The organism is Algoriella xinjiangensis (genome assembly GCF_900115015.1).
Taxonomy (GTDB): domain Bacteria; phylum Bacteroidota; class Bacteroidia; order Flavobacteriales; family Weeksellaceae; genus Empedobacter; species Empedobacter xinjiangensis.
Window position 1 is genome coordinate 203,645 of sequence record NZ_FOUZ01000005.1, and the last position, 19,493, is coordinate 223,137.

The 19,493-nt window shown below is 31.2% G+C and carries 18 protein-coding genes; 8 read left to right on the plus strand and 10 right to left on the minus strand.

All coding sequences use genetic code 11. The features are described 5' to 3' along the window. Nucleotides 1-4 precede the first annotated feature (4 nt). From BM072_RS06380 to BM072_RS06410, 7 genes are all read right to left on the minus strand, one after another. Nucleotides 5-793, minus strand: coding sequence for a GLPGLI family protein (locus BM072_RS06380; RefSeq protein ID WP_092907668.1), 789 nt, complete (start codon nt 791-793; stop codon nt 5-7). Nucleotides 794-909: 116 nt separating this feature from the next. Further along, a complete protein-coding gene (locus tag BM072_RS06385) occupies nt 910-1,437 on the minus strand; it encodes a GLPGLI family protein (protein WP_177190269.1) in 528 nt (175 codons plus the stop codon). Nucleotides 1,438-1,485: 48 nt separating this feature from the next. Further along, complete coding sequence (locus tag BM072_RS06390; RefSeq protein WP_092907672.1) at nt 1,486-1,755, minus strand: hypothetical protein; 270 nt, start codon at nt 1,753-1,755, stop codon at nt 1,486-1,488. A 212-nt stretch (nt 1,756-1,967) separates the two neighbouring features. Beyond that, nucleotides 1,968-3,260 (minus strand): glycosyltransferase, encoded by a 1,293-nt coding sequence (locus tag BM072_RS06395; RefSeq protein ID WP_092907674.1) that lies wholly within the window; start codon nt 3,258-3,260, stop codon nt 1,968-1,970. A gap of 7 nt (nt 3,261-3,267) precedes the next feature. Further along, nucleotides 3,268-5,913 (minus strand): YfhO family protein, encoded by a 2,646-nt coding sequence (locus BM072_RS06400; RefSeq protein ID WP_092907676.1) that lies wholly within the window; start codon nt 5,911-5,913, stop codon nt 3,268-3,270. Beyond that, on the minus strand, nt 5,903-6,169 hold the full coding sequence (locus tag BM072_RS06405) for a hypothetical protein (RefSeq protein WP_092907678.1): 267 nt from the start codon (nt 6,167-6,169) through the stop codon (nt 5,903-5,905). The genes BM072_RS06400 and BM072_RS06405 overlap by 11 nt, the downstream gene beginning before the upstream one ends. Before the next feature lies 1 nt (nt 6,170). Next, nucleotides 6,171-7,238 (minus strand): DUF6263 family protein, encoded by a 1,068-nt coding sequence (locus tag BM072_RS06410; protein ID WP_245752065.1) that lies wholly within the window; start codon nt 7,236-7,238, stop codon nt 6,171-6,173. A 436-nt stretch (nt 7,239-7,674) separates the two neighbouring features. Here BM072_RS06410 and BM072_RS06415 point away from each other — a divergent pair, with 436 nt between their 5' ends. Beyond that, nucleotides 7,675-10,068, plus strand: a complete 2,394-nt coding sequence (locus tag BM072_RS06415) for a TonB-dependent receptor (RefSeq protein ID WP_092907680.1) — start codon at nt 7,675-7,677, stop codon at nt 10,066-10,068. Nucleotides 10,069-10,154: 86 nt separating this feature from the next. After that, on the plus strand, nt 10,155-10,604 hold the full coding sequence (locus BM072_RS06420) for a lipocalin-like domain-containing protein (RefSeq protein ID WP_092907682.1): 450 nt from the start codon (nt 10,155-10,157) through the stop codon (nt 10,602-10,604). A gap of 61 nt (nt 10,605-10,665) precedes the next feature. Here BM072_RS06420 and dnaK read toward each other — a convergent pair whose 3' ends face one another. Together dnaK and BM072_RS06430 are read right to left on the minus strand one after the other, a co-directional pair. Beyond that, the gene (gene dnaK / locus BM072_RS06425; protein WP_092907684.1) at nt 10,666-12,567 is read right to left on the minus strand and encodes a molecular chaperone DnaK; all 1,902 of its coding nucleotides are present in this window, start codon (nt 12,565-12,567) and stop codon (nt 10,666-10,668) included. Nucleotides 12,568-12,774: 207 nt separating this feature from the next. Further along, nucleotides 12,775-13,101 carry a tRNA-binding protein gene (locus tag BM072_RS06430; RefSeq protein ID WP_260562358.1) on the minus strand — a complete coding sequence of 109 codons (327 nt, stop codon included), beginning with the start codon at nt 13,099-13,101 and terminating at the stop codon, nt 12,775-12,777. Between the two features lie 598 nt (nt 13,102-13,699). Between BM072_RS06430 and BM072_RS06435 the strand changes: the two genes are divergently transcribed. From BM072_RS06435 to ftsY, 6 genes are all read left to right on the plus strand, one after another. After that, nucleotides 13,700-15,343, plus strand: coding sequence for a M1 family metallopeptidase (locus BM072_RS06435; RefSeq protein WP_092907686.1), 1,644 nt, complete (start codon nt 13,700-13,702; stop codon nt 15,341-15,343). Nucleotides 15,344-15,398: 55 nt separating this feature from the next. Further along, nucleotides 15,399-17,060, plus strand: coding sequence for an apolipoprotein N-acyltransferase (gene lnt, locus BM072_RS06440; RefSeq protein ID WP_092907688.1), 1,662 nt, complete (start codon nt 15,399-15,401; stop codon nt 17,058-17,060). Nucleotides 17,061-17,140: 80 nt separating this feature from the next. Next, nucleotides 17,141-17,377 (plus strand): 50S ribosomal protein L28, encoded by a 237-nt coding sequence (rpmB, locus tag BM072_RS06445; protein ID WP_092907690.1) that lies wholly within the window; start codon nt 17,141-17,143, stop codon nt 17,375-17,377. A gap of 11 nt (nt 17,378-17,388) precedes the next feature. Then, nucleotides 17,389-17,571, plus strand: a complete 183-nt coding sequence (rpmG, locus tag BM072_RS06450; protein WP_084018523.1) for a 50S ribosomal protein L33 — start codon at nt 17,389-17,391, stop codon at nt 17,569-17,571. A 14-nt stretch (nt 17,572-17,585) separates the two neighbouring features. Continuing rightward, nucleotides 17,586-17,735, plus strand: coding sequence for a DUF4295 domain-containing protein (locus tag BM072_RS06455; RefSeq protein ID WP_092907692.1), 150 nt, complete (start codon nt 17,586-17,588; stop codon nt 17,733-17,735). A gap of 118 nt (nt 17,736-17,853) precedes the next feature. Further along, nucleotides 17,854-18,816, plus strand: coding sequence for a signal recognition particle-docking protein FtsY (ftsY, locus tag BM072_RS06460; protein ID WP_092907694.1), 963 nt, complete (start codon nt 17,854-17,856; stop codon nt 18,814-18,816). A gap of 136 nt (nt 18,817-18,952) precedes the next feature. Here the strand turns inward: ftsY and BM072_RS06465 are convergent, their stop codons facing one another. Continuing rightward, nucleotides 18,953-19,387 (minus strand): hypothetical protein, encoded by a 435-nt coding sequence (locus BM072_RS06465; RefSeq protein WP_092907696.1) that lies wholly within the window; start codon nt 19,385-19,387, stop codon nt 18,953-18,955. Nucleotides 19,388-19,493 lie beyond the last annotated feature (106 nt).

Below are 19,493 nucleotides of genomic sequence, written 5' to 3' on the forward strand. Positions count from 1 at the left end.
TTCTTTATTCTAGTTCTATTGGGGTATTTCTATACTTATTTTTTTCTTTGTAAGATCGATCATATTTATCATAAGCTTCTTCAGAAAGTTTAATTTTATCATTCATTATTAAAATTGAAGGCTTATCTTTTATTTTAGCTTCAAGTTTTTTTATTTCTGTATAATCAACTTCTTTATAATTAGATTGATTGAATATTTTATAATCAAAATCGTTAGTTAATTTTGTAATTGTAACCGCTTTGAATTCATAATTTCTATTAGAATCATAAATTTCTAATATTAACCCAGGTAAACCATTAAATTTATAAGGACCTTCAGAAATAGGTATTTCATCAGTATAAAAAGCAATATAATCTCTTCCTTTAAATTTTGTTTTAGCACTTTTACATTTATAGCCCAATATATCTTTTGTTTCTTTTGTTAAATCCCATTTTAGATCTAAATTTTCGTTAAGAATAAAACGATATACATTATAATTTATGTAATTAATAATTTTATTATTTTTTTTGACGATTGTATTTTTGAATAATGATTTATTAAGAATAAATAAATTATTAGGATTTCTTGAATTTAAAATAGAATCTTTTAAATATTCTGTTTCAGAATTGAATATAGATCTATCTTTTAAGATAGTTAGATAAAATAAATCATACTCTTTTTTATTTAAATGTATAGAATCAGGCGAGTATTCTAAATTATAAGAGACACGAATACTTTGCTCCTTATTAATTTTGGATTGGGCTAAACAAAATATTGAGCTAAATAATAGAGTTATAAAAATATTTTTTTTCATAATTGTGTATTCAAAATGAGGATTAGATATTAATACTCATAAAAAAAAATAGTATTAACACATTGTTTAAAATTAACAATATATCTAAATTAGAAATAAAATTCGGATTAAAAAGTTTATTTTAATTCTATCGGATTATAAGGCATTTCTTTTCCTATTATTGGTTTTCCATTAGCATCTATTGCTTGACCACTCAGTCTTACAGCAGCATTTGCATAATAATTTTTTTCTGCCGTCATAAATTCTGCTTTTGAAACTAGAATTTCATCTTTGTTAGTTTTTGCTAAATAAATTTGTTGCGGATCCTGATTAATTGCTTTTACTGTAAAATGATAATGATTTTTTTCATCATATATTTCTAAGATTAAACCTGGTAAACCGTTGAATTTATACGGACCAAATTGAATTGGAATTTCTTCTGCATACCAAGCTGTCCAATTTCTACCTCCATATTCTACAGTTGCTTTTTTTGTTTGATAACCCAAAATTTCTTTTGATTCATTTTTCATCTTCCAATCAAAATTTGGTGTTATTTCATTGTAAGCAAAATGTTTTCCTTCTATATTATCTGTATAAGAAAATTGGTTAGTTAACTTGTTTAGAATAAGCTGATATTTAAAAGCAGCTTTAAAATCTATTGCCAAAAGCAGATTAATCTCATTCGTGTTGACGGTAGCTTGATGACTTAATTTTTAATTAATAGAATCTTTTTTTAAGCTAGAAACATCTATAAATTTATTGTAGTTTTTACCTACTTGTAAAATAGCTGTTCCTGCTTTTACTTTTTCAGGCTGTTTTATATTTTTAACTATTGTATAATCGTAATAAATATTAAAACTTGATAACTCATAATCTATTTGCGAATAATCTGGCGCATTAATAGTAATATTTGTTTTTATAGATGGTTGAGAAAAAACATTAGTTGTAATAAGAATTAGCGTCAGAAATAGTATATTCTTCATATAGTTAATTTTAGGTGTAATTAATTTTATTTTTTAAAAGATTGTATATATTTATTATCTCTATTTTGATATAAACTACTAACAATAAATATAATAAAAAAACAATAAATTAAAATAGAAAATTAAATGATTGACAGAAAAATTTTAAATAAAAAAATCGTTTAAAACCAAAATAGTTAAAAACGATTATATATTTTTTGAATAAAATGATGTTATAATTTATCCACAACTTTAGCCAATTTAGCTGTTAAGTTTTTACGATTAAACTGTTGAACTTCCCCTTCGTTTGTGTCAAATTTTGTATTTGGATTTGCCAACCATTGTTGATAAGTTGACAGAATAAATGACTTTATTTTGTTTACATCTTGATGACCAAAATATTCTCCAGCTTTGGTTTTATGTAGTATTTTTTCTACATCGGCCTCGGTCGGTCCAATTGCAACAATAGGATTTCCGGTAGCCATATATTCAAACAATTTTCCAGGAATAATTCCTTTCGAAGCTTGATTATCAAAATTAGTTAAAAGTAAAATATTAGCAGAATTGATGGCGTTTAACGATTCTTGATGCGAAACATAACCATGTACAACTAAATTATTTTTTAAGCCAATTTCAACAATTGTTTGTTTAACATCATCAGCCAAAGAACCATAAAAATTAAGTTTTAAATCGGTTTTAAACGATGAATTTTCGTTGATGATTTCTGCCAAAGCTTGCCAAAGCGAAACAGGATTTCGAAGCATTTCTAATCCGCCCGAATATGTTAATTCAAAATATTCGTTGCTTTTTTTAGTTTGTTGTTTTACTTCTTCAAAACCATTCGTAATAACTTCAACATGCTTTGCACCAATTTTCTCGAAATTCTTACCATCGGCGTAACTCGTTGCCAAAACAACATCTGCATTTTGCATTACTTCACGTTCTAAATCTTCGTGTTTTTTAGCTGCCCAAGATGTTAATTTTAGTTCTTTGTGGTAACTAATTTGTGTCCAAGGATCACGAAAATCAGCTAACCATTTGATATTTTGATGTTGTTTTTTAAGCTTTAAACCAATCAAATGTAAGCTATGCGGCGGACCAGAAGTTACAATTGTATCAATCTGTTCTTTCTGGATATAATCATTTAAAAACTCAACCGAAGGATTTATCCAAAACTTTCGGGCATCTGGAATAAAGAAATTTCCACGTACAAAAACCGATAATTTTGACATGAAAGATTGATTTTCCTTCTTTTCAAAATGTCCGCCTTTGTAAGCTTTATTTTTTGGATTTAATTTTTCGGCTAATTGATAAGGTTCCCAAATTTTATTTTTAACGATTTTAACCTGCGGATTTATGTCTTTGGCTAATGTTTCGTCAATAATTGGATACGATGGATTTTCTGGAATATAAACATGCGGTTCGTATCCAAATTCAGGAAGATATTTTGTGAATTTCAACCATCTTTGAACACCAGGACCTCCCGCAGGAGGCCAGTAATAGGTGATGATTAATATTTTTTTCATTATAATTTTAAGCCTTTTCTGTGGCTAATGTTGAATCGTCTTTTTTCGAACATTTTTTGTAGCTTAAGTAAATTCCACCAGCTACTACAATTAACAATAAAATATTAGCGATTATTGTAATCATGTTTCCTGTCGCAATAACTTGAGGTTTAAACTCAAAAATGATTGTATGTTCTCCTTTCGAAACGGGAACAGCTCTCAAAACATAGTTTGCTTTTTCTATCGGAACTTCTTTTCCATCAATTGTTGCTGTCCAACCATGAGGATAATAAATTTCTGAGAAAACTGCGATTTGATCTGTATTCGATTTTGATTTATACGTCATTTTCATTGGAGAATAATCAACCAATTGAATAGTTGCCGTAGAATCTGCTGCAATTTTTAGATTTTTATCTGCAACCAAATCTTTACGCAAAATAACCGTATTGTTAATTGGCGTAGAATTGATGGCTAAAATTTCATCATTTGCATTCTCCGTCCATTTTATAGCAGAAGTAAACCAAGCGCTTCCTAATGCAGTTGGATTTTTCTGAACTTCTGGTTGAGTAACATCGCCATGAATAATGTATTTTGTATTCATCATATTCAAGACGTTGATTAAACCAGTTTCATCTTTTACTCCATATTGTTTTAGACGTGGATCTTGTGAAAAATAAATGTCGACAACATCTTGGTATTTACCCAATTTCGCAGCGTGGTAACCTCCAATAGAAGGAACAAAGTAAGAAGTTCCTGCTTCGTTAAAAGTACTTAAAACCGTATTGTAAACACGGAAATGAGATTTATCTTGCTTCGAGATTTCAGATAACATTTTGTTTAATGGAATCTTATAAGCAATCTGCGCAACATGATTATTATTTGTAGCTTCGGTTTCTAAACGTGGCGATAATTCCGTTGGAAAAGGATTATCAACAATGTATTTAGAAACAAAATTATCTTCGTTTAAATAACGCTTATTCACTGTCATTCCATCAATCAAAGCCAAAGCTCCAATTGTTAAAACTACGATTGTTGCGTTTTTGATGTATTTTAATTGATAAGCCAATAAAAAACCTAATGTTAAAAGAACAAAAATTAAAGTTCTTAATGTATCAGATTTAAACATTTGAATTCGGTCTTCAATTAAAGCTTCGTCCAATTGTTTTATCATTCCGTCCCAGAAACCAACAGCGTTTGGATTGGCTTGTTGTATGGCTCCTAAAAATTGTTCGGACATCATTTTATCACTTTCTGTGGCAAAAGGAAATAACATTCCGCCAAATAAATAGAAAATGATTAAGACTGCAACTGTTCCTCCTCCAGCAAAGTATAACACTTTCTTTTTGAATTCCTCTGATTCTTCTGAATTAAAGAAATAATATAAGGTAAGAATTGCTAAGAATGGCATTGTAAATTCGGCAATAACTAGGATAGAAGAAACTGCTCGGAATTTATCATACATCGGGAAATAATCGATAAAAAGATTGGTGATAAATGGTAAATTTTTTCCCCATGCCAAAATGATACTTAAAAGTGTTGCTCCTAATAACCATTTTTTATAGGTCGCGTATTTGCCACGAACCATAAATAATCCAATAATAAATAAAAATACGACTACAGCGCCTTGATAAGCGGGTCCTGATGTACCAGGTTGATCACCCCAATAAGCACTTCGTGGTTGATTTGCTATGGCTTGATAAACTTGTTGATTAAACTCGTCATTTCCTAAACTATATTGCGTGTCTTGTAATTTTGAAGTATAATTTTTTAAATCATCTGGATTTGTTTGCGAACCACCACCCATAAGATTTGGAATAAATAGATTTAATGTTTCTAATTTTCCATAACTCCATTGTGTAATATAATCGTGGTCTAAACCATTTGAATTCTTTTTAAGTAAAGTCATTTCAGACTTTCCTCTCGTCGTTTCTTTACTGTATTCGTAGGTAGAAAGTAAACGATTTGCATTTAAACCAGCCGCAATAATAACCGCAACAACAACCAATGCTGATGATTTTAAAAAGTCGGGTAATTCTTTCTTTTTTAAACTATCAAAGAATTGAACGATTGCAAAAACTAACATTGCCAAAAACAAATAAAATGTCATTTGGATATGATTTGCTTGCAATTGTAAACCCATAAATAATGTGGTTAATACAAAACCGCTGATGTATTTTTTGCGATATAACAATAAAATACCTGCAATTAAAGGCGCAAAGTAGCCTATTGTATGTAATTTACCGTTGTGTCCGGCAGCAATCAATTCGAAATAATAGGAACCAAATGCAAAGAAAATAGAACCGACTAAGGCATATTTCCAATTTTTGAAAACGGTTAATCCAAGTATAAAAAATCCGGTGAATAATAAAAAGATATAATCCGCAGGACGAGGTAAAAATCTAAAAGCGCCATCGATAGTTTTAATCACATCAAAACTATATTTCGCACCCGTTTGATATGTAGGCATACCACCAAACATGGCGTCAGACCAATAGACATTTTCGCCCGTTTTATCCTGATACGTTAACATTTCTTGCGCACTACCTTTGTAGTTGACAATATCGGGTTGTATAACCGATTTTCCTGACAAAACAGGCGCACAATAAACTAAAGCAATTACCACAAAAAGTAGTAATGATACAAGAACGTAGAGTAAATTCTTTTTATTTTTCATCCTTTTTTTCTTCTTCGATTATTTCGTAATCTACCGTTTCGGCTTCGATATTAAATTTTGCTTGATCGAATGAGTTGTTATTTTGAGGCTCTTGATAAGAACCATTGCTTGTTGCATTTTGGCTTTGATTGTAAGCATTTTGTTGTTGATTAATCGCGTCTTTAAACACTTTTTTAATCACAAATACTTTTCTTAAAAATCTAAAAATGGTTAAGAAAATTATACTTAAAATAATGATCCAAAGAATTGTTTTCATTTTAATTTACTGTTGTGACAGTTGTAACAGACTCCGTCATTGTTTGTTTTTGACCTTGCGCTTCAACTGTGCGTTTTAATGTTTCCTTTTTTGTTAAGCTCACTTTATTGATCCACCCAGATTGTGTGTCGATCAAAATTTTTCCATCTACATTTGCATTATTATCCGCAGACATCGACATCCCTTGTTGACTTTCTGTACCTTTCAACTTTTGTGTTCCTACAACTGTAATTGTTGTGTTTGTAGGTTCTACGCTTGTTAAAGTTCTTTTCATCGAAACATTTCCTTTCATTGGACCTTTATCAATTTTTTGATTATCAGACCAAGATTCATTTAAAGCTAATGTTTTATTTGGAAAGATATTCATTGTTTCTTCAAACTGAGAAGATAAAGCTTCTTTGCTTAAAGAACTGTTGATAACCTGCGTAAAAAATTTGAATTCTTCTGCTGTTACTTGTTTTTTAACAGAGTTAAGAATTGATGATTTTACAGCATCCAAACCATCTACACTAATCACTTTTCCTTTTTGGTCAACTTTCATTGTGTATGTTTTTCCAGTCATCGCTTTGTAAATAGACCAAGAAACTGCAATATCTTTATTTGTAGGTTTTGCAGAATTTGTGTCATACGAAATTGATTTTCCAGAAGGATCTGTCATTTTTTCACCATAACTTTTAGAATTTACTTCAAGTGTATAAACACCATCTTTAAAATCTTTTACCGTATAGTCAATCGTTTTTTTACTTTCACTCACCATTTTTTGAGATTGTTTTCCATCAGATGCCGAATGCGTTGTTTTAATCGCCAATGTCATCGGATATGTTTTTCCAATCTCTAAATTATATTTATAAGCAAATTTACCATCTGCACCTTTGGCTACAGCAACCTCTTTTGGCGCAGTTGGCGTTTCAACTTTCAAAGAATCTTGTGTTTCTGTTTTGGCAACTGTATCACCTTTTTCATTCACCACCAATTCTTTTCCGTCTTTATCTTTGCCTACTACTTTATCGTCTTTTTTACATGAAACAACTGCCATTAAAACAGCCATCACGAATACTAATTTTTTCATATAAGTTTTATTTGATTGTTGGTTTATTACCAAAATCAATCCAAAAATAAGTATTTTCTGTGGTTTTTTTATGATTAGATGAAAATGAATTGATAATGAGTTTTATATAAAATAGTTATCGCAAATAGTACTTCAAATTTAAGTAGACTTTCTTTTGTCAGTTTTATGAATACAATGAATGATATTTTATAGAAATGCAAAAAGTCATAAAAGTTAAAGTTATTAACGTTTTTAAGAAAAATCATTATTCCGGTATGAATAAATTTCGTAATTTGTATATAAAATAACCAATTTTAAACCGATAAAATATTGGTTTATTTTGCTGTAAATCAATTTATTGAATCTAATTTTAATTATTCTAAATAAATTTTGTGTAGTTTGGAAGAAACTCTACATTTGCGACATTATTTTTAACTATTCCAAATAAAAACAAAATATGAGCTACCAAATCAAATTTCTACTAATTCTCTTATTCTCCTCGATATGTTTGCATGCGCAAAACACAGGAATTATCGAAGGAAAAATTACATCTTCTGATGGTTATCCAATTTCTGGAATTGTAATTAAAATGGGAAAACCAGCAGTTTCTACTGAAACAAACGAAGATGGAGAATTTCGCTTTGAAAATTTTCCAGAAGGTCATCACTCAATAACTTTAGAAGGTACAGGACTTAAAAAACAAACAAAAGCGGTTGATGTACAAGCTAATCAAGTAAGTAATGTTACATTTATTCTGAACGAAGATATTACATCTTTAAGCGAACTTGTGATTAAAATTAATGATTCGCCAAATAAGAAAAGAGAAAATGTATTGTCAGGTTTAGACATCAAAGCGATGGATTTGCCGCAAAGTATTCAGATTATTGGTAATCAAACAATAGAACAACAACAAGCGATAAAATTAAGTGATGTTGTAAAAAATGTAAACGGTGTTTATGTAGGATCTGCGCGTGGTGCGGCACAAGAATCTTTTTGGTCAAGAGGTTATGATATGTCATCTAACAATATGTTCAAAAATGGGTTTCGTTTCAACAATGGTTCTATGCCAGAAGTTTCATCTTTAGAAAGAGTTGAGGTTTTAAAAGGAAGCGCAGCTTTACTTTTTGGGAATGTTGCTCCAGGTGGAATTTTGAATATGGTAACTAAAAAACCAAAATTTACAAGCGGTGGCGAAGTTAGTATGCAAGCGGGTAGTAATGCTTTTTATAAACCAGCAATAGATTTGTATGGACCAATAAATAACAACATTGCATACCGTTTTACGGGTTCTTACGAAAATTCTGAAAGTTTTAGAGATGTTGTAAAAAGAGAACGTTTTTATGTTAATCCGTCGTTATTATTTAAAGTATCAGACAGAACAGAAATCGTTTTACAAGCCGATTATTTACATGATGATTGGACGCCAGATTTTGGTACAGCAATCATCGGAAAAGATATTTTAGATTTGCCTAGAAGTACTTATTTAGGTGCGGTTTGGTCAAATGGTCAAACGCGTCAAGCGAGTGCAAGTGCGTTGGTAAAACATGAATTTAACGAAAACTGGAAACTTAATTTCAATACATCTTTCCAAGATTATGATAGAAAATCTAAAGGAACTGAGCGTATAACGCCAGATGCAAAAGGAAATTGGGCACGTGCATTAGGTCAAAATAAAAATACGGAGCAATTGTATGCAGAGCAACTTAATTTGCAAGGTAATTTTAAGACAGGAAGTATAAAACACCAATTAATGACAGGTGTAGATTTTGATAATTCGGCTGCAAAAGCGTACACATTTGTTTTTGATCCAAAAACTTACGGAAGCGGAAATGTTTTTGATTTTGAGAATTTTGATCAAGGTGGAGCAATTCCAGATGCAAAAAATACACGAATTGTAAAAACGAAAACAAATCGTTTTGGAGTCTATTTTCAAGATTTAATTTCGGTTACAGATAAAATTAAAGTTTTAGCTGGTTTACGTTGGTCTTGGCAAGAAGCACAAGTAACAACAGAGGATTTAACAAAAAATCCTATTGAGGTTAAAGTAGATGGTAAACGTGTCGATCAAGCTTTTACACCAAAAGTTGGGTTAGTTTATCAGCCAATAAAAGATATGGCAATTTTTGCAAGTTACTCTAATTCGTTTACGCCAAATTCTGGTACAACAGTAGATTTACAAGCGATAAAACCATCAATTATTGACCAATATGAAGTTGGTGTTAAAACTGATTTTTGGAAAGGATTGTTAAGCACAAATGTTACTTTGTATCAAATTACAAATGATAATTTAGCGCAAACAGCAGAGTTTAAAGCAGACGGATCATTAAATACTGATACAACAATTAAAGTTTTGAGCGGTGCAACAAAAAGTAAAGGAATAGAAGTAGATGTTACGGCTCGTCCTATTGTTGGATTAAGCATTATGGCGGGATATAGTTATAATGATATGCGTTATACAAAAACGTCTGGGCTAAAAGGTAGTTTTATAGTTGGAGATCGTTTAGTAAGAACGCCTGCAAATACGGCTAATTTAAGTTTCTTTTATACGATGCAAAATGGTGCATTAAAAGGTTTTTCTGTAGGAGCTATCGGAAATTATATCGGAAAACGAGTAGGAGGTTGGAACAATCAAGTTGATGCTTCTCAACCAAACGGAATCCTTGATCGCGAAATTCCTTTAGAAGGTTATACAACAATTGATGTTTCGTTAGGTTATCATTGGAAAAAATTCTCATTGTTAAGTAAATTATCTAACATAACAAATGAATTGAATTATAATGTACACGAAAATTACAGTGTAAATCCTATTGCGCCTCGTCAATTAATGACAACATTACGATATAAATTCTAGGATAATAATTATACATTATATTTTAATCTCAGTTTGAAATGTAATGTATAATTAAAAAGTATATTTACTACAACTAATAAAAACAGATGAAAAAACAATTGGTAATTTTCTTTCTAGTGGTGAGCTCTAGTTTATTTGCTCAATCGATAAAACAAAATGATGTTGTAGGTTTTTGGAAATTAAAAGAATCTGGCTTTTTTGAAGATGGCAAAAAAGTGAATAAAGATTTTGATAATTGTAGATTACTGCGAAATTATTCTATTTGGGATAATGGATATGCGATATACAGCTATTTTGAAGGAAGTAATGGTGATTGTTTTCCAAGTGAACCACGCTTAACTAATTGGAGATTGATTGATAATCGTATTCAGTTTTATATAAATGACGATGTTTTAGAAGAAAAAATAGTCAAACTGAATAATGATAATTCAATTACTTTAGAAACCTATCGTAAAGAGAAAATTGTAGATGATGACAAGTTTTTTGAAAAAATAGCCAATACAATTAGTTATGATATTATAGAGAAAATAGAATAAATAAAAAAAGCGACTCAAATTTGAGTCGCTTTTTTCTATTTGAATAATGAAATAAATTCGATTATTTAACTTCTTCGAAGTCTACGTCTTCTACTCCGTCATTTTTAGCTTGACCTTGATCAGCACCTGGTTGAGCTTGCGCACCACCTTGTTGACCTTCGTTCATTGCAGCATAAATTTCTTCAGAAGCGGCATTCCAAGCTGTGTTTAATTTTTCCATAGAAGCATCAATAGCAGCGATGTCTTGTGCAGCGTGTGCCGACTTAACTTCAGCTAAAGCATCCTCGATAGGTTGTTTTTTATCAGCCGGAATTTTTTCTCCGTATTCAGTTAATTGTTTTTCTGTTTGAAAGATTAAAGCGTCAGCAGCATTTACTTTTTCAATTTTCTCTTTTGCTTCTTCATCTTTAGCAGCATTTTCTTGCGCCTCTTTCTTCATTCTTTCGATATCAGCTTCAGATAAACCAGAAGATGCTTCAATTTTGATTGATTGCTCTTTTCCAGTTCCTTTATCTTTTGCAGAAACACTTAAGATACCATTCGCATCAATATCAAATGTTACTTCGATTTGAGGAACACCTCTTTGTGCTGGTGGAATATCTACTAAGTCAAAACGACCAATTTCTTTGTTATCATTAAATAAAGCACGCTCTCCTTGTCCAATTCTTAATGTTACAGCTGGTTGATTATCTGCAGCCGTAGAAAAAGTTTCAGATTTTTTAGTAGGAATAGTTGTATTCGCTTCAATTAATTTAGTGAAAACACCTCCTAAAGTTTCGATACCTAAAGATAATGGTGTAACGTCTAATAATAATACGTCTTTTACATCACCTGTTAATACACCACCTTGAATAGCAGCACCTACAGCAACAACTTCATCAGGATTAACTCCTTTTGATGGTTTTTTACCGAAGAATTTTTCTACTTCTTCTTGGATTTTAGGGATACGTGTAGATCCACCAACTAAAATTACTTCGTCAATATCACTAATTGATAAACCAGCGTCAGATAAAGCTTTTTGACAAGGATCCATAGAGCGTTTTACTAAGCTTTCTGTTAACTGATCAAATTTTGAACGAGTTAAAGTTTCTACTAAGTGTTTTGGTCCTGTTTCGTTAGCTGTAACGTATGGTAAATTAATTTCTGTTTGTGCAGAAGAAGATAATTCGATTTTAGCTTTCTCAGCAGCCTCACGTAAACGTTGTAAAGCCATTGGATCTTTTTTCAAATCAACATTTTCTTTTGCTTGAAATTCTGAAGCTAACCAATTGATAATTGCATCATCAAAATCATCACCTCCTAAATGTGTATCACCGTTTGTAGATAATACTTCGAAAACACCATCTCCTAATTCTAAGATAGAAACGTCAAAAGTTCCTCCTCCTAAATCGTAAACAGCGATTTTTTTATCTGAATGTGCTTTGTCTAATCCGTATGCTAAAGCAGCTGCAGTTGGTTCGTTAATGATACGTTCAACTTTTAAACCTGCAATTTCTCCAGCTTCTTTTGTTGCTTGACGTTGTGCATCGTTAAAGTATGCAGGAACAGTAATTACCGCTCTTGTAACTTCTTGACCTAAGTAATCTTCAGCAGTTTTTTTCATTTTTTGTAAAATCATTGCCGAGATTTCTTGTGGCGTATAAATACGTCCGTCAATATCTACACCTGGAGTGTCATTATTTCCTTTTACAACTTTATAAGGAACACGACCAATTTCATTTGCATCGTTATTAAACTTAGTTCCCATGAAACGTTTAATAGAATAAATCGTTTTTGTAGGGTTAGTTACAGCTTGACGTTTAGCTGAATCTCCAACTTTAATTTCTCCTCCTTCTACGAATGCTACGATAGATGGAGTAGTTCTTTTACCTTCTGCATTTGGAATTACAACTGGTTCACTACCTTCCATTACAGAGACACATGAATTTGTTGTACCTAAGTCGATTCCGATTATTTTGCTCATCTTATTTTGTTATTTATATTATTAAATGTTTTTCTATAGTTCTTCATCATATCAAAAATGATGCTACAACAGATAGACAATCTTTGTGCCAACGTAAAATAATCATCAAATTCTTCGTTTTTTATGACAAGTTGTCACAAGCTTTATAAAATGATAACTCAAATTTTATTTTATATGTCTTTTGATGAGGTTTATGACATAATTTGTTTAGCCAATTTTGCTTCCGTTTACAACTTTTCGTTCAGGATTAAGCAATACAATATCATTATTGTCGCCATAAACACCCATTACCAAACATTCGCTCATAAATGTGGCAATTTGTTTCTTTGGGAAATTAACAACTGCAATTATTTGTTTATCCATTAAATCTTCCTTTTTATACAAAGCTGTAATTTGAGCCGAACTTTTTTTGATGCCCAATATTCCAAAATCTATCTCTAATTGATATGCTGGATTTCTTGCTTTCGGAAAATCATTCACTTTTACAATTGTCCCAACACGCATGTCGATTTTCTCAAAATCAGACCACGAAATTGTTTGTTCATCCTTTTTTTCTTCGGATTTAGTTTCCTTTTCAAAACTAGTTAAAAGTGTTTCTAACCGATTTTTTTCATCTTTATATTGATTTTTTAATTCGTCTGACATTTTTGCATAATATGTCAATGCTTTTTCGCCAAATTGTTTGACATAAAAGTTGGCAAGTTTTGGAACTTTCGGAAATTTATCGTGAAACAACATTTCGTTATAAGCTTGCCATTCGCGTTCTTCGCGACTTTCTATTTGATTTTTGCCTGATCGTTGATAAACATGAAAAATCTCGTGCATCAATAAATTTGTAACTAAAATCAAGTCAAAATTCAAAATATTACGCGGAACACGAATTGTAATTCCAGTAGTTTCATCGCCTTCGGCAGTTAACAATAAACCTCGCGGATTGATTTCTTCTCGAAATGTAAAACCTGTAAAATCGCTGTGTTTTAAATCAAATAAATCTAAAATTTCATACAAAGCTTCTACAATAAGTTTATTCTTTTTTAAATAATTTATTCTCTCTTTAAAATTTTCAGTAATCATATTTTTCGCTTATTAATCAAATATATAATGTTATTTTTGATATGTTTTAAAAATGACTATGAAGAAATTATTGCTTATACTTGGATTGTTATCGATAACTACAAATGCACAAGTTTTAAATCATAAAAAAGAATTTACACGCCAAGATTCACTTCGTGGAACAAATAATGAGTTTCGTAATTGGTGGGATGTTAAACATTATAAAGTAAATGTAGAGCCAGATTTTAGTACAAAATCTATAAAAGGAACGTCTACAATTACGTTTGATATTTCGGCAAAACAAGGTTCGGATTTGATTCAGATAGATTTGCAAGAACCAATGAAAATTGTACATGTAAAGCTGAATGGACAAGATATTAAAGAATTTAAACATGACGGAAATGTTTACTTTATTACAGTTGGTAAAAAATTAAAAGCAAAAGATAATCTGTTAGAATTGCAGTATCAAGGAAATCCTCGTGTTGCAATAAAAGCGCCTTGGGATGGCGGTTGGATTTTTACCAAAGACGAAAAAGGTAGAGATTGGATGTCTGTTGCAGTACAAGGTTTAGGAGCAAGTGCGTGGTTTCCGAACAAGGATTATTTGGGTGATGAACCCGATAATGGAATGGAACTAGAAATTGTGACGCCAAAAGATTTGGTTGGTGTTGGTAATGGACGTTTAGTTTCGGAAAAGACAATTAAAGATAAAAAGATTTATAAATGGAAAGTTGTCAATCCAATCAACAATTATAATATTATTCCGTATATCGGGAATTATGTCAACTTTAAAGATACATATCAAGGCGAAAAAGGAAAACTTGATTTAAATTATTATGTTTTAGATTATAATTTAGAAAAAGCAAAAATACAGTTTGAACAAGCTAAATTGATGCTAAAAAGTTTTGAATATTGGTTTGGACCTTATCCTTTTTACGAAGATTCGTTCAAAATTATTGATGCACCACATTTGGGTATGGAACATCAATCTGGAATTGCATATGGTAATAAATTCAAAAATGGATATTTAGGTCGCGATTTGTCAGGTTCTGGTTGGGGATTAAAATGGGATTTTATAATTGTTCACGAAGCTGGTCACGAATGGTTTGGAAATAATATTACAGAGAAAGATGTTGCTGATATGTGGATTCATGAATCGTTTACTGCTTATTCTGAAACCTTATTTACAGAAACCTATTATGGTAAAAAAGCTGCGGACGAATATGTGCGCGGAACACAAAATGCAATTCAAAATGATATTCCGATTATTGGTGTTTACGGCGTAAACCAAGAAGGTAGTGGCGATATGTATTACAAAGGCGCAAATATGATTCATACGTTGCGAACTTGGTTGAATGATGATGTAAAGTTTAGAGGAATTTTACGTGGTTTGAACAAAGAATTTTATCATCAAACTGTAACTACAGCGCAAATAGAAAATTATATTGCACAAAATTCGGGATTAGATTTAACTGCATTTTTCAATCAATATTTAAGAACAATTGATATTCCGACCCTAGAAATTAAACAAGAAGATAATCAAATTATTTACAGATATACTACTATTGTCGAAGGTTTTAAAATGCCTTTGCGATTAAATAATTCGGAGATTACAATCTATCCAACAAAAGATTGGCAAGTGCTTAATCAATCAACTATAAAAAAAGTTTCGGATGTAGAGGTTAATCCAAATTATTACATAAAAACATCAATCGTAAAATAAAATAGACCAAACAAATATCATCGATTATTGATGGATGATACATTAAATTTGTCGCATGAAAAAATACATTGCATACGCAATAGCTTCAGGATTATTATTAACAGCAGGTTGGCCATCGCACGGTTTTCCTTTGTTATTATTCATAGCTTTTGTTCCGTTGTTGTTAACAGAGCATCAGATCTCGCAACGCGCAGAATTTAAAAAGAAGGGACGCAAAATTTTTGGATTATCATTTTTAGCCTTCATTATATGGAATGCTATTGTAATTTGGTGGTTGCATTTTGCAAAAGAAACCGATGCAAATGGTGATTTACAAAATTCGTGGTTGGCTTATTTGATTCCAGTTATAGCCAACGCATTTTTTATGTCAATTGTTTTTCAAATTTATCATTGGGTAAAAACAAAAGCAGGTAATATATATGGACTTGTTTTTTTGCCTGCAATTTGGATTAGTTTTGAGAAACTACATTTAAATTGGGAATTAACTTGGCCGTGGTTTAATTTAGGTAACGGGTTTGCAAAATGGTACGAATGGGTACAATGGTACGAATACACCGGTACTTTTGGAGGAACATTGTGGATTTGGGTAACCAATTTAGTTATCTTTTATTATTTGACAGCATACATTAATAAGAAGGAAATAAACTATCTAAATAAATTAGGAATTTTTGGAGGATTATTAATAGCTGTTCCAATCGGGATATCATATATTATTTATGCCAACTACGAAGAAAAAGGAAAAGCATTACACGCCTTGATTCTTCAACCAGATTTAGATCCATATAACGAAAAGTATATGAAAGATGGTTTGCAGATTTATGACGAGCTAAAACAATTGGCTGTAAAAAATATGCAACCCAATACACAATTTGTTGTAGCACCAGAAACTGCAATTCCTGGCTCATCTGCCTTAGTTTTTGATAATTTATACAATGATTTAATCATTCAAGATATTCAGCAATGGACAAATAGTAAAAAAGATTTACATTTTGTAACGGGCGCATCGGTTATGCGAATTTATCCAGTAGCATCTTTAGCAACAGAATCTGCCTCAGTAATGAAAGACGGAATTACATGGTACGACGCCTATAACTCTGCATTACAATTAGGTTCTAACGATTCTATTCAGATCTATCACAAAAGTAAATTAGTGCCAGGAGTAGAAAATTTTCCATATCGTTCATTTTTAATGCCAATTATTGGAGAATTTATGCTTAACTTTGGCGGCACAACAAAAACATTAGGTACACAACCTAATCGTTCTGTTTTCAAAAATAAAACAAATGCAGCCGCTGTTGCTCCGATTATATGTTACGAATCTATTTACGGAGAATACACAACAGAATATGTGAGAGAAGGCGCAAATGTTTTATTCACAATGACCAACGATTCTTGGTGGGGCTCTACTGATGGTCATCGACAATTACTATTATATGGTAATTTAAGAGCTATTGAAAATAGACGCGCTATTGTTAGATCAGCAAATTCAGGGGTTTCGGCTTTCGTTAATCAGCGAGGAGACATAATGAAATCATTACCTTATGGAGAGCAAGGTGCCTTAAATGGTACAGTTTTGATGAATAGTGAGTTAACGTTTTATACAAAATATGGTGACGTATTAGCAAGAGTAGCTTTATTGATAATGGGAATTATCTTAGCTTATACACTCGCTCAGAAGTTACTATATAAGCAAGTTAAGAAAAAAAATATTAAATAATAACCTTAAACTGTTGTATAAGTAAGATATAAATTGTTACTTTGCACTCCGTTTAAAATAAGACAATAAGTAAATATAAGATGTCAAAAATTTGTCAGATTACAGGTAAGAAGAGATTAGTGGGAAACAATGTTTCTCATGCTAATAATAAAACAAAACGCACTTTTGAAGTGAATTTGTTCACAAAGAAATTTTTTATGCCAGAAGCTGGTGAGTGGATTACTTTAAGAGTTTCTGCACACGGTTTAAAAACTATCAACAAAGTAGGTGTTGATGAGGCTGTTAGACGTGGACGTAAAGAAGGTTTAATCAAATAATTTAATACACCATGGCAAAAAAAGGAAACAGAGTACAGGTTATTTTAGAATGTACAGAGCATAAAGAGAGTGGTATGCCAGGAATGTCTCGCTACATCACTACAAAAAACAAAAAAAATACTCCAGATCGTATTGAGTTGAAAAAATTCAACCCAGTATTGAAAAAGTATACAGTTCACAAGGAGATCAAATAATAAAATTTTAGACGATGGCAAAAAAGACAGTAGCAACCCTTCAAACAGGGTCTAAGAAAATGACCAAAGTAATTAGAATGGTAAAATCTCCTAAATCTGGAGCTTACGTATTCGTAGAAAAAGTAGTTAACGCTGACGAAGTAGATGCATTCTACGCAAAATAATTATTAGCTTAACAAAAAAATATTAAGGTTAATAAAAGCTGCTCTAAAAAGAGCAGCTTTTTTATTTCCTTTAATTTTATGTATCTTCGTACAGAATTTTAAGATAAATTAACTTTTAATGAGTTGGTTCAAAAAGATATTAGGTAAAGAAAACAAAGACAAATTAGATGAAGGTCTAGAGAAATCAAAATCGTCTTTTTTTGATAAAATTAGCCGCGCAGTTGTAGGTAAATCAAAAGTAGATGATGAGGTTTTAGATGATCTAGAAGAAGTATTAATTTCATCTGATGTCGGCGTAGAAACAACCGTGAAAATTATTCGAAGAATAGAAGAGCGTGTTGAAAGAGACAAATATGTTTCAACTTCTGAATTAGATCTTATTCTGCGAGAAGAAATCGCAGGTCTACTTTCCGAAAACAATATAGAAGATACAAATGGTTTTACAATTCCAAAGAAAAACGTGCCGTATGTAATTATGGTGGTTGGTGTAAATGGAGTTGGTAAAACGACAACAATTGGTAAATTAGCTTCTCAATTTAAAGCGAATGGGTTGAAAGTTGTTTTAGGAGCAGCAGATACTTTTCGTGCAGCAGCGGTAGATCAGTTGGTTATTTGGGCAGAGCGTGCAGATGTGCCAATCGTAAAACAAGCGATGGGTTCAGATCCGGCTTCGGTTGCGTTTGATACAATTCAATCGGCAGTTGCGCAAAATGCAGATGTTGTTTTGATTGATACAGCGGGACGTTTGCACAATAAAGTAAATTTGATGAATGAGTTGACAAAAATAAAACGAGTTATGCAAAAGGTTATTCCAGATGCGCCGCACGAAGTTTTGTTGGTGTTAGATGGTTCAACAGGTCAAAATGCTTTCGAGCAAGCGAAACAATTTACACAAGCAACAGAAGTTACAGCTTTAGCCGTTACAAAATTAGATGGAACTGCAAAAGGTGGTGTTGTGATTGGTATTTCTGATCAATTTCAGATTCCTGTAAAATATATTGGAGTAGGCGAAGGAATTAATGATTTACAAGCTTTCAATAAAATGGAATTTGTGGATTCTTTCTTCAAACGAAATAATTAAGAGATTAATTAATATATAAAATCCCTTCAAGTAATTGAAGGGATTTTTTTGTGATAAAATAATTGAGTTTTCTGCAATGCGAAGATTAACTAAATTCAATTTAACAACTTGTTTCAGAATCACATGAAACACATCATTAATACTCAACTTTTAAATATTCTTTATAAAATTTTTTATTTTTATTCTCTTGTTTCGAAATGGTTTTCAAAAACTCCGTTAAATATTCACGATAAGGCGAATTTTCGGCTAATGCATCTTGGTTATTACTACTCAAAATTTGTATTGTTCCATACATTTCGTCTTCATTTTCTTTGCTCGAAGTAATAATCATAAAAGTTTCATTTGCTTCATTAATTATCTTTCTATTTGTCCAAATTAAAATGATATCATTGTTTTTTGTGTAGGCAACTTTGTCCCATTTTCCGAACCAATCAAACATCATTTTTTTTGTAACCAAAGAAGTCTGAAAACTTTCTACCTTATATTCTGTTAAAGGTATAGATGCTATTTCTTGTGCATTTGTTAGGTTAAATCCTAAAAATAGGAGAAGAATTAAAACTGATTTTTTCAAAATTGATTATTTATTCAGGTTAAAGTTATCGAAAATAATTTCAAAAATAGTGTAACATTTTCTAAGTTCTCACGTCTTAAGAATAACACAATATTTGTTAATAGCA

Excerpts from the sequence above, each read along its gene's own strand:
- BM072_RS06395 (WP_092907674.1), bottom strand. The coding sequence starts at position 3,260 with ATGAAAAAAATATTAATCATCACCTATTACTGGCCTCCTGCGGGAGGT.
- BM072_RS06435 (WP_092907686.1), top strand. The coding sequence starts at position 13,700 with ATGAAGAAATTATTGCTTATACTTGGATTGTTATCGATAACTACAAAT.
- BM072_RS06390 (WP_092907672.1), bottom strand. The coding sequence starts at position 1,755 with ATGAAGAATATACTATTTCTGACGCTAATTCTTATTACAACTAATGTT.
- BM072_RS06380 (WP_092907668.1), bottom strand. The coding sequence starts at position 793 with ATGAAAAAAAATATTTTTATAACTCTATTATTTAGCTCAATATTTTGT.
- lnt (WP_092907688.1), top strand. The coding sequence starts at position 15,399 with ATGAAAAAATACATTGCATACGCAATAGCTTCAGGATTATTATTAACA.
- BM072_RS06405 (WP_092907678.1), bottom strand. The coding sequence starts at position 6,169 with ATGAAAACAATTCTTTGGATCATTATTTTAAGTATAATTTTCTTAACC.
- ftsY (WP_092907694.1), top strand. The coding sequence starts at position 17,854 with ATGAGTTGGTTCAAAAAGATATTAGGTAAAGAAAACAAAGACAAATTA.
- BM072_RS06400 (WP_092907676.1), bottom strand. The coding sequence starts at position 5,913 with ATGAAAAATAAAAAGAATTTACTCTACGTTCTTGTATCATTACTACTT.
- rpmG (WP_084018523.1), top strand. The coding sequence starts at position 17,389 with ATGGCAAAAAAAGGAAACAGAGTACAGGTTATTTTAGAATGTACAGAG.
- BM072_RS06410 (WP_245752065.1), bottom strand. The coding sequence starts at position 7,238 with ATGAAAAAATTAGTATTCGTGATGGCTGTTTTAATGGCAGTTGTTTCA.
- BM072_RS06455 (WP_092907692.1), top strand. The coding sequence starts at position 17,586 with ATGGCAAAAAAGACAGTAGCAACCCTTCAAACAGGGTCTAAGAAAATG.
- BM072_RS06415 (WP_092907680.1), top strand. The coding sequence starts at position 7,675 with ATGAGCTACCAAATCAAATTTCTACTAATTCTCTTATTCTCCTCGATA.
- BM072_RS06420 (WP_092907682.1), top strand. The coding sequence starts at position 10,155 with ATGAAAAAACAATTGGTAATTTTCTTTCTAGTGGTGAGCTCTAGTTTA.
- dnaK (WP_092907684.1), bottom strand. The coding sequence starts at position 12,567 with ATGAGCAAAATAATCGGAATCGACTTAGGTACAACAAATTCATGTGTC.
- rpmB (WP_092907690.1), top strand. The coding sequence starts at position 17,141 with ATGTCAAAAATTTGTCAGATTACAGGTAAGAAGAGATTAGTGGGAAAC.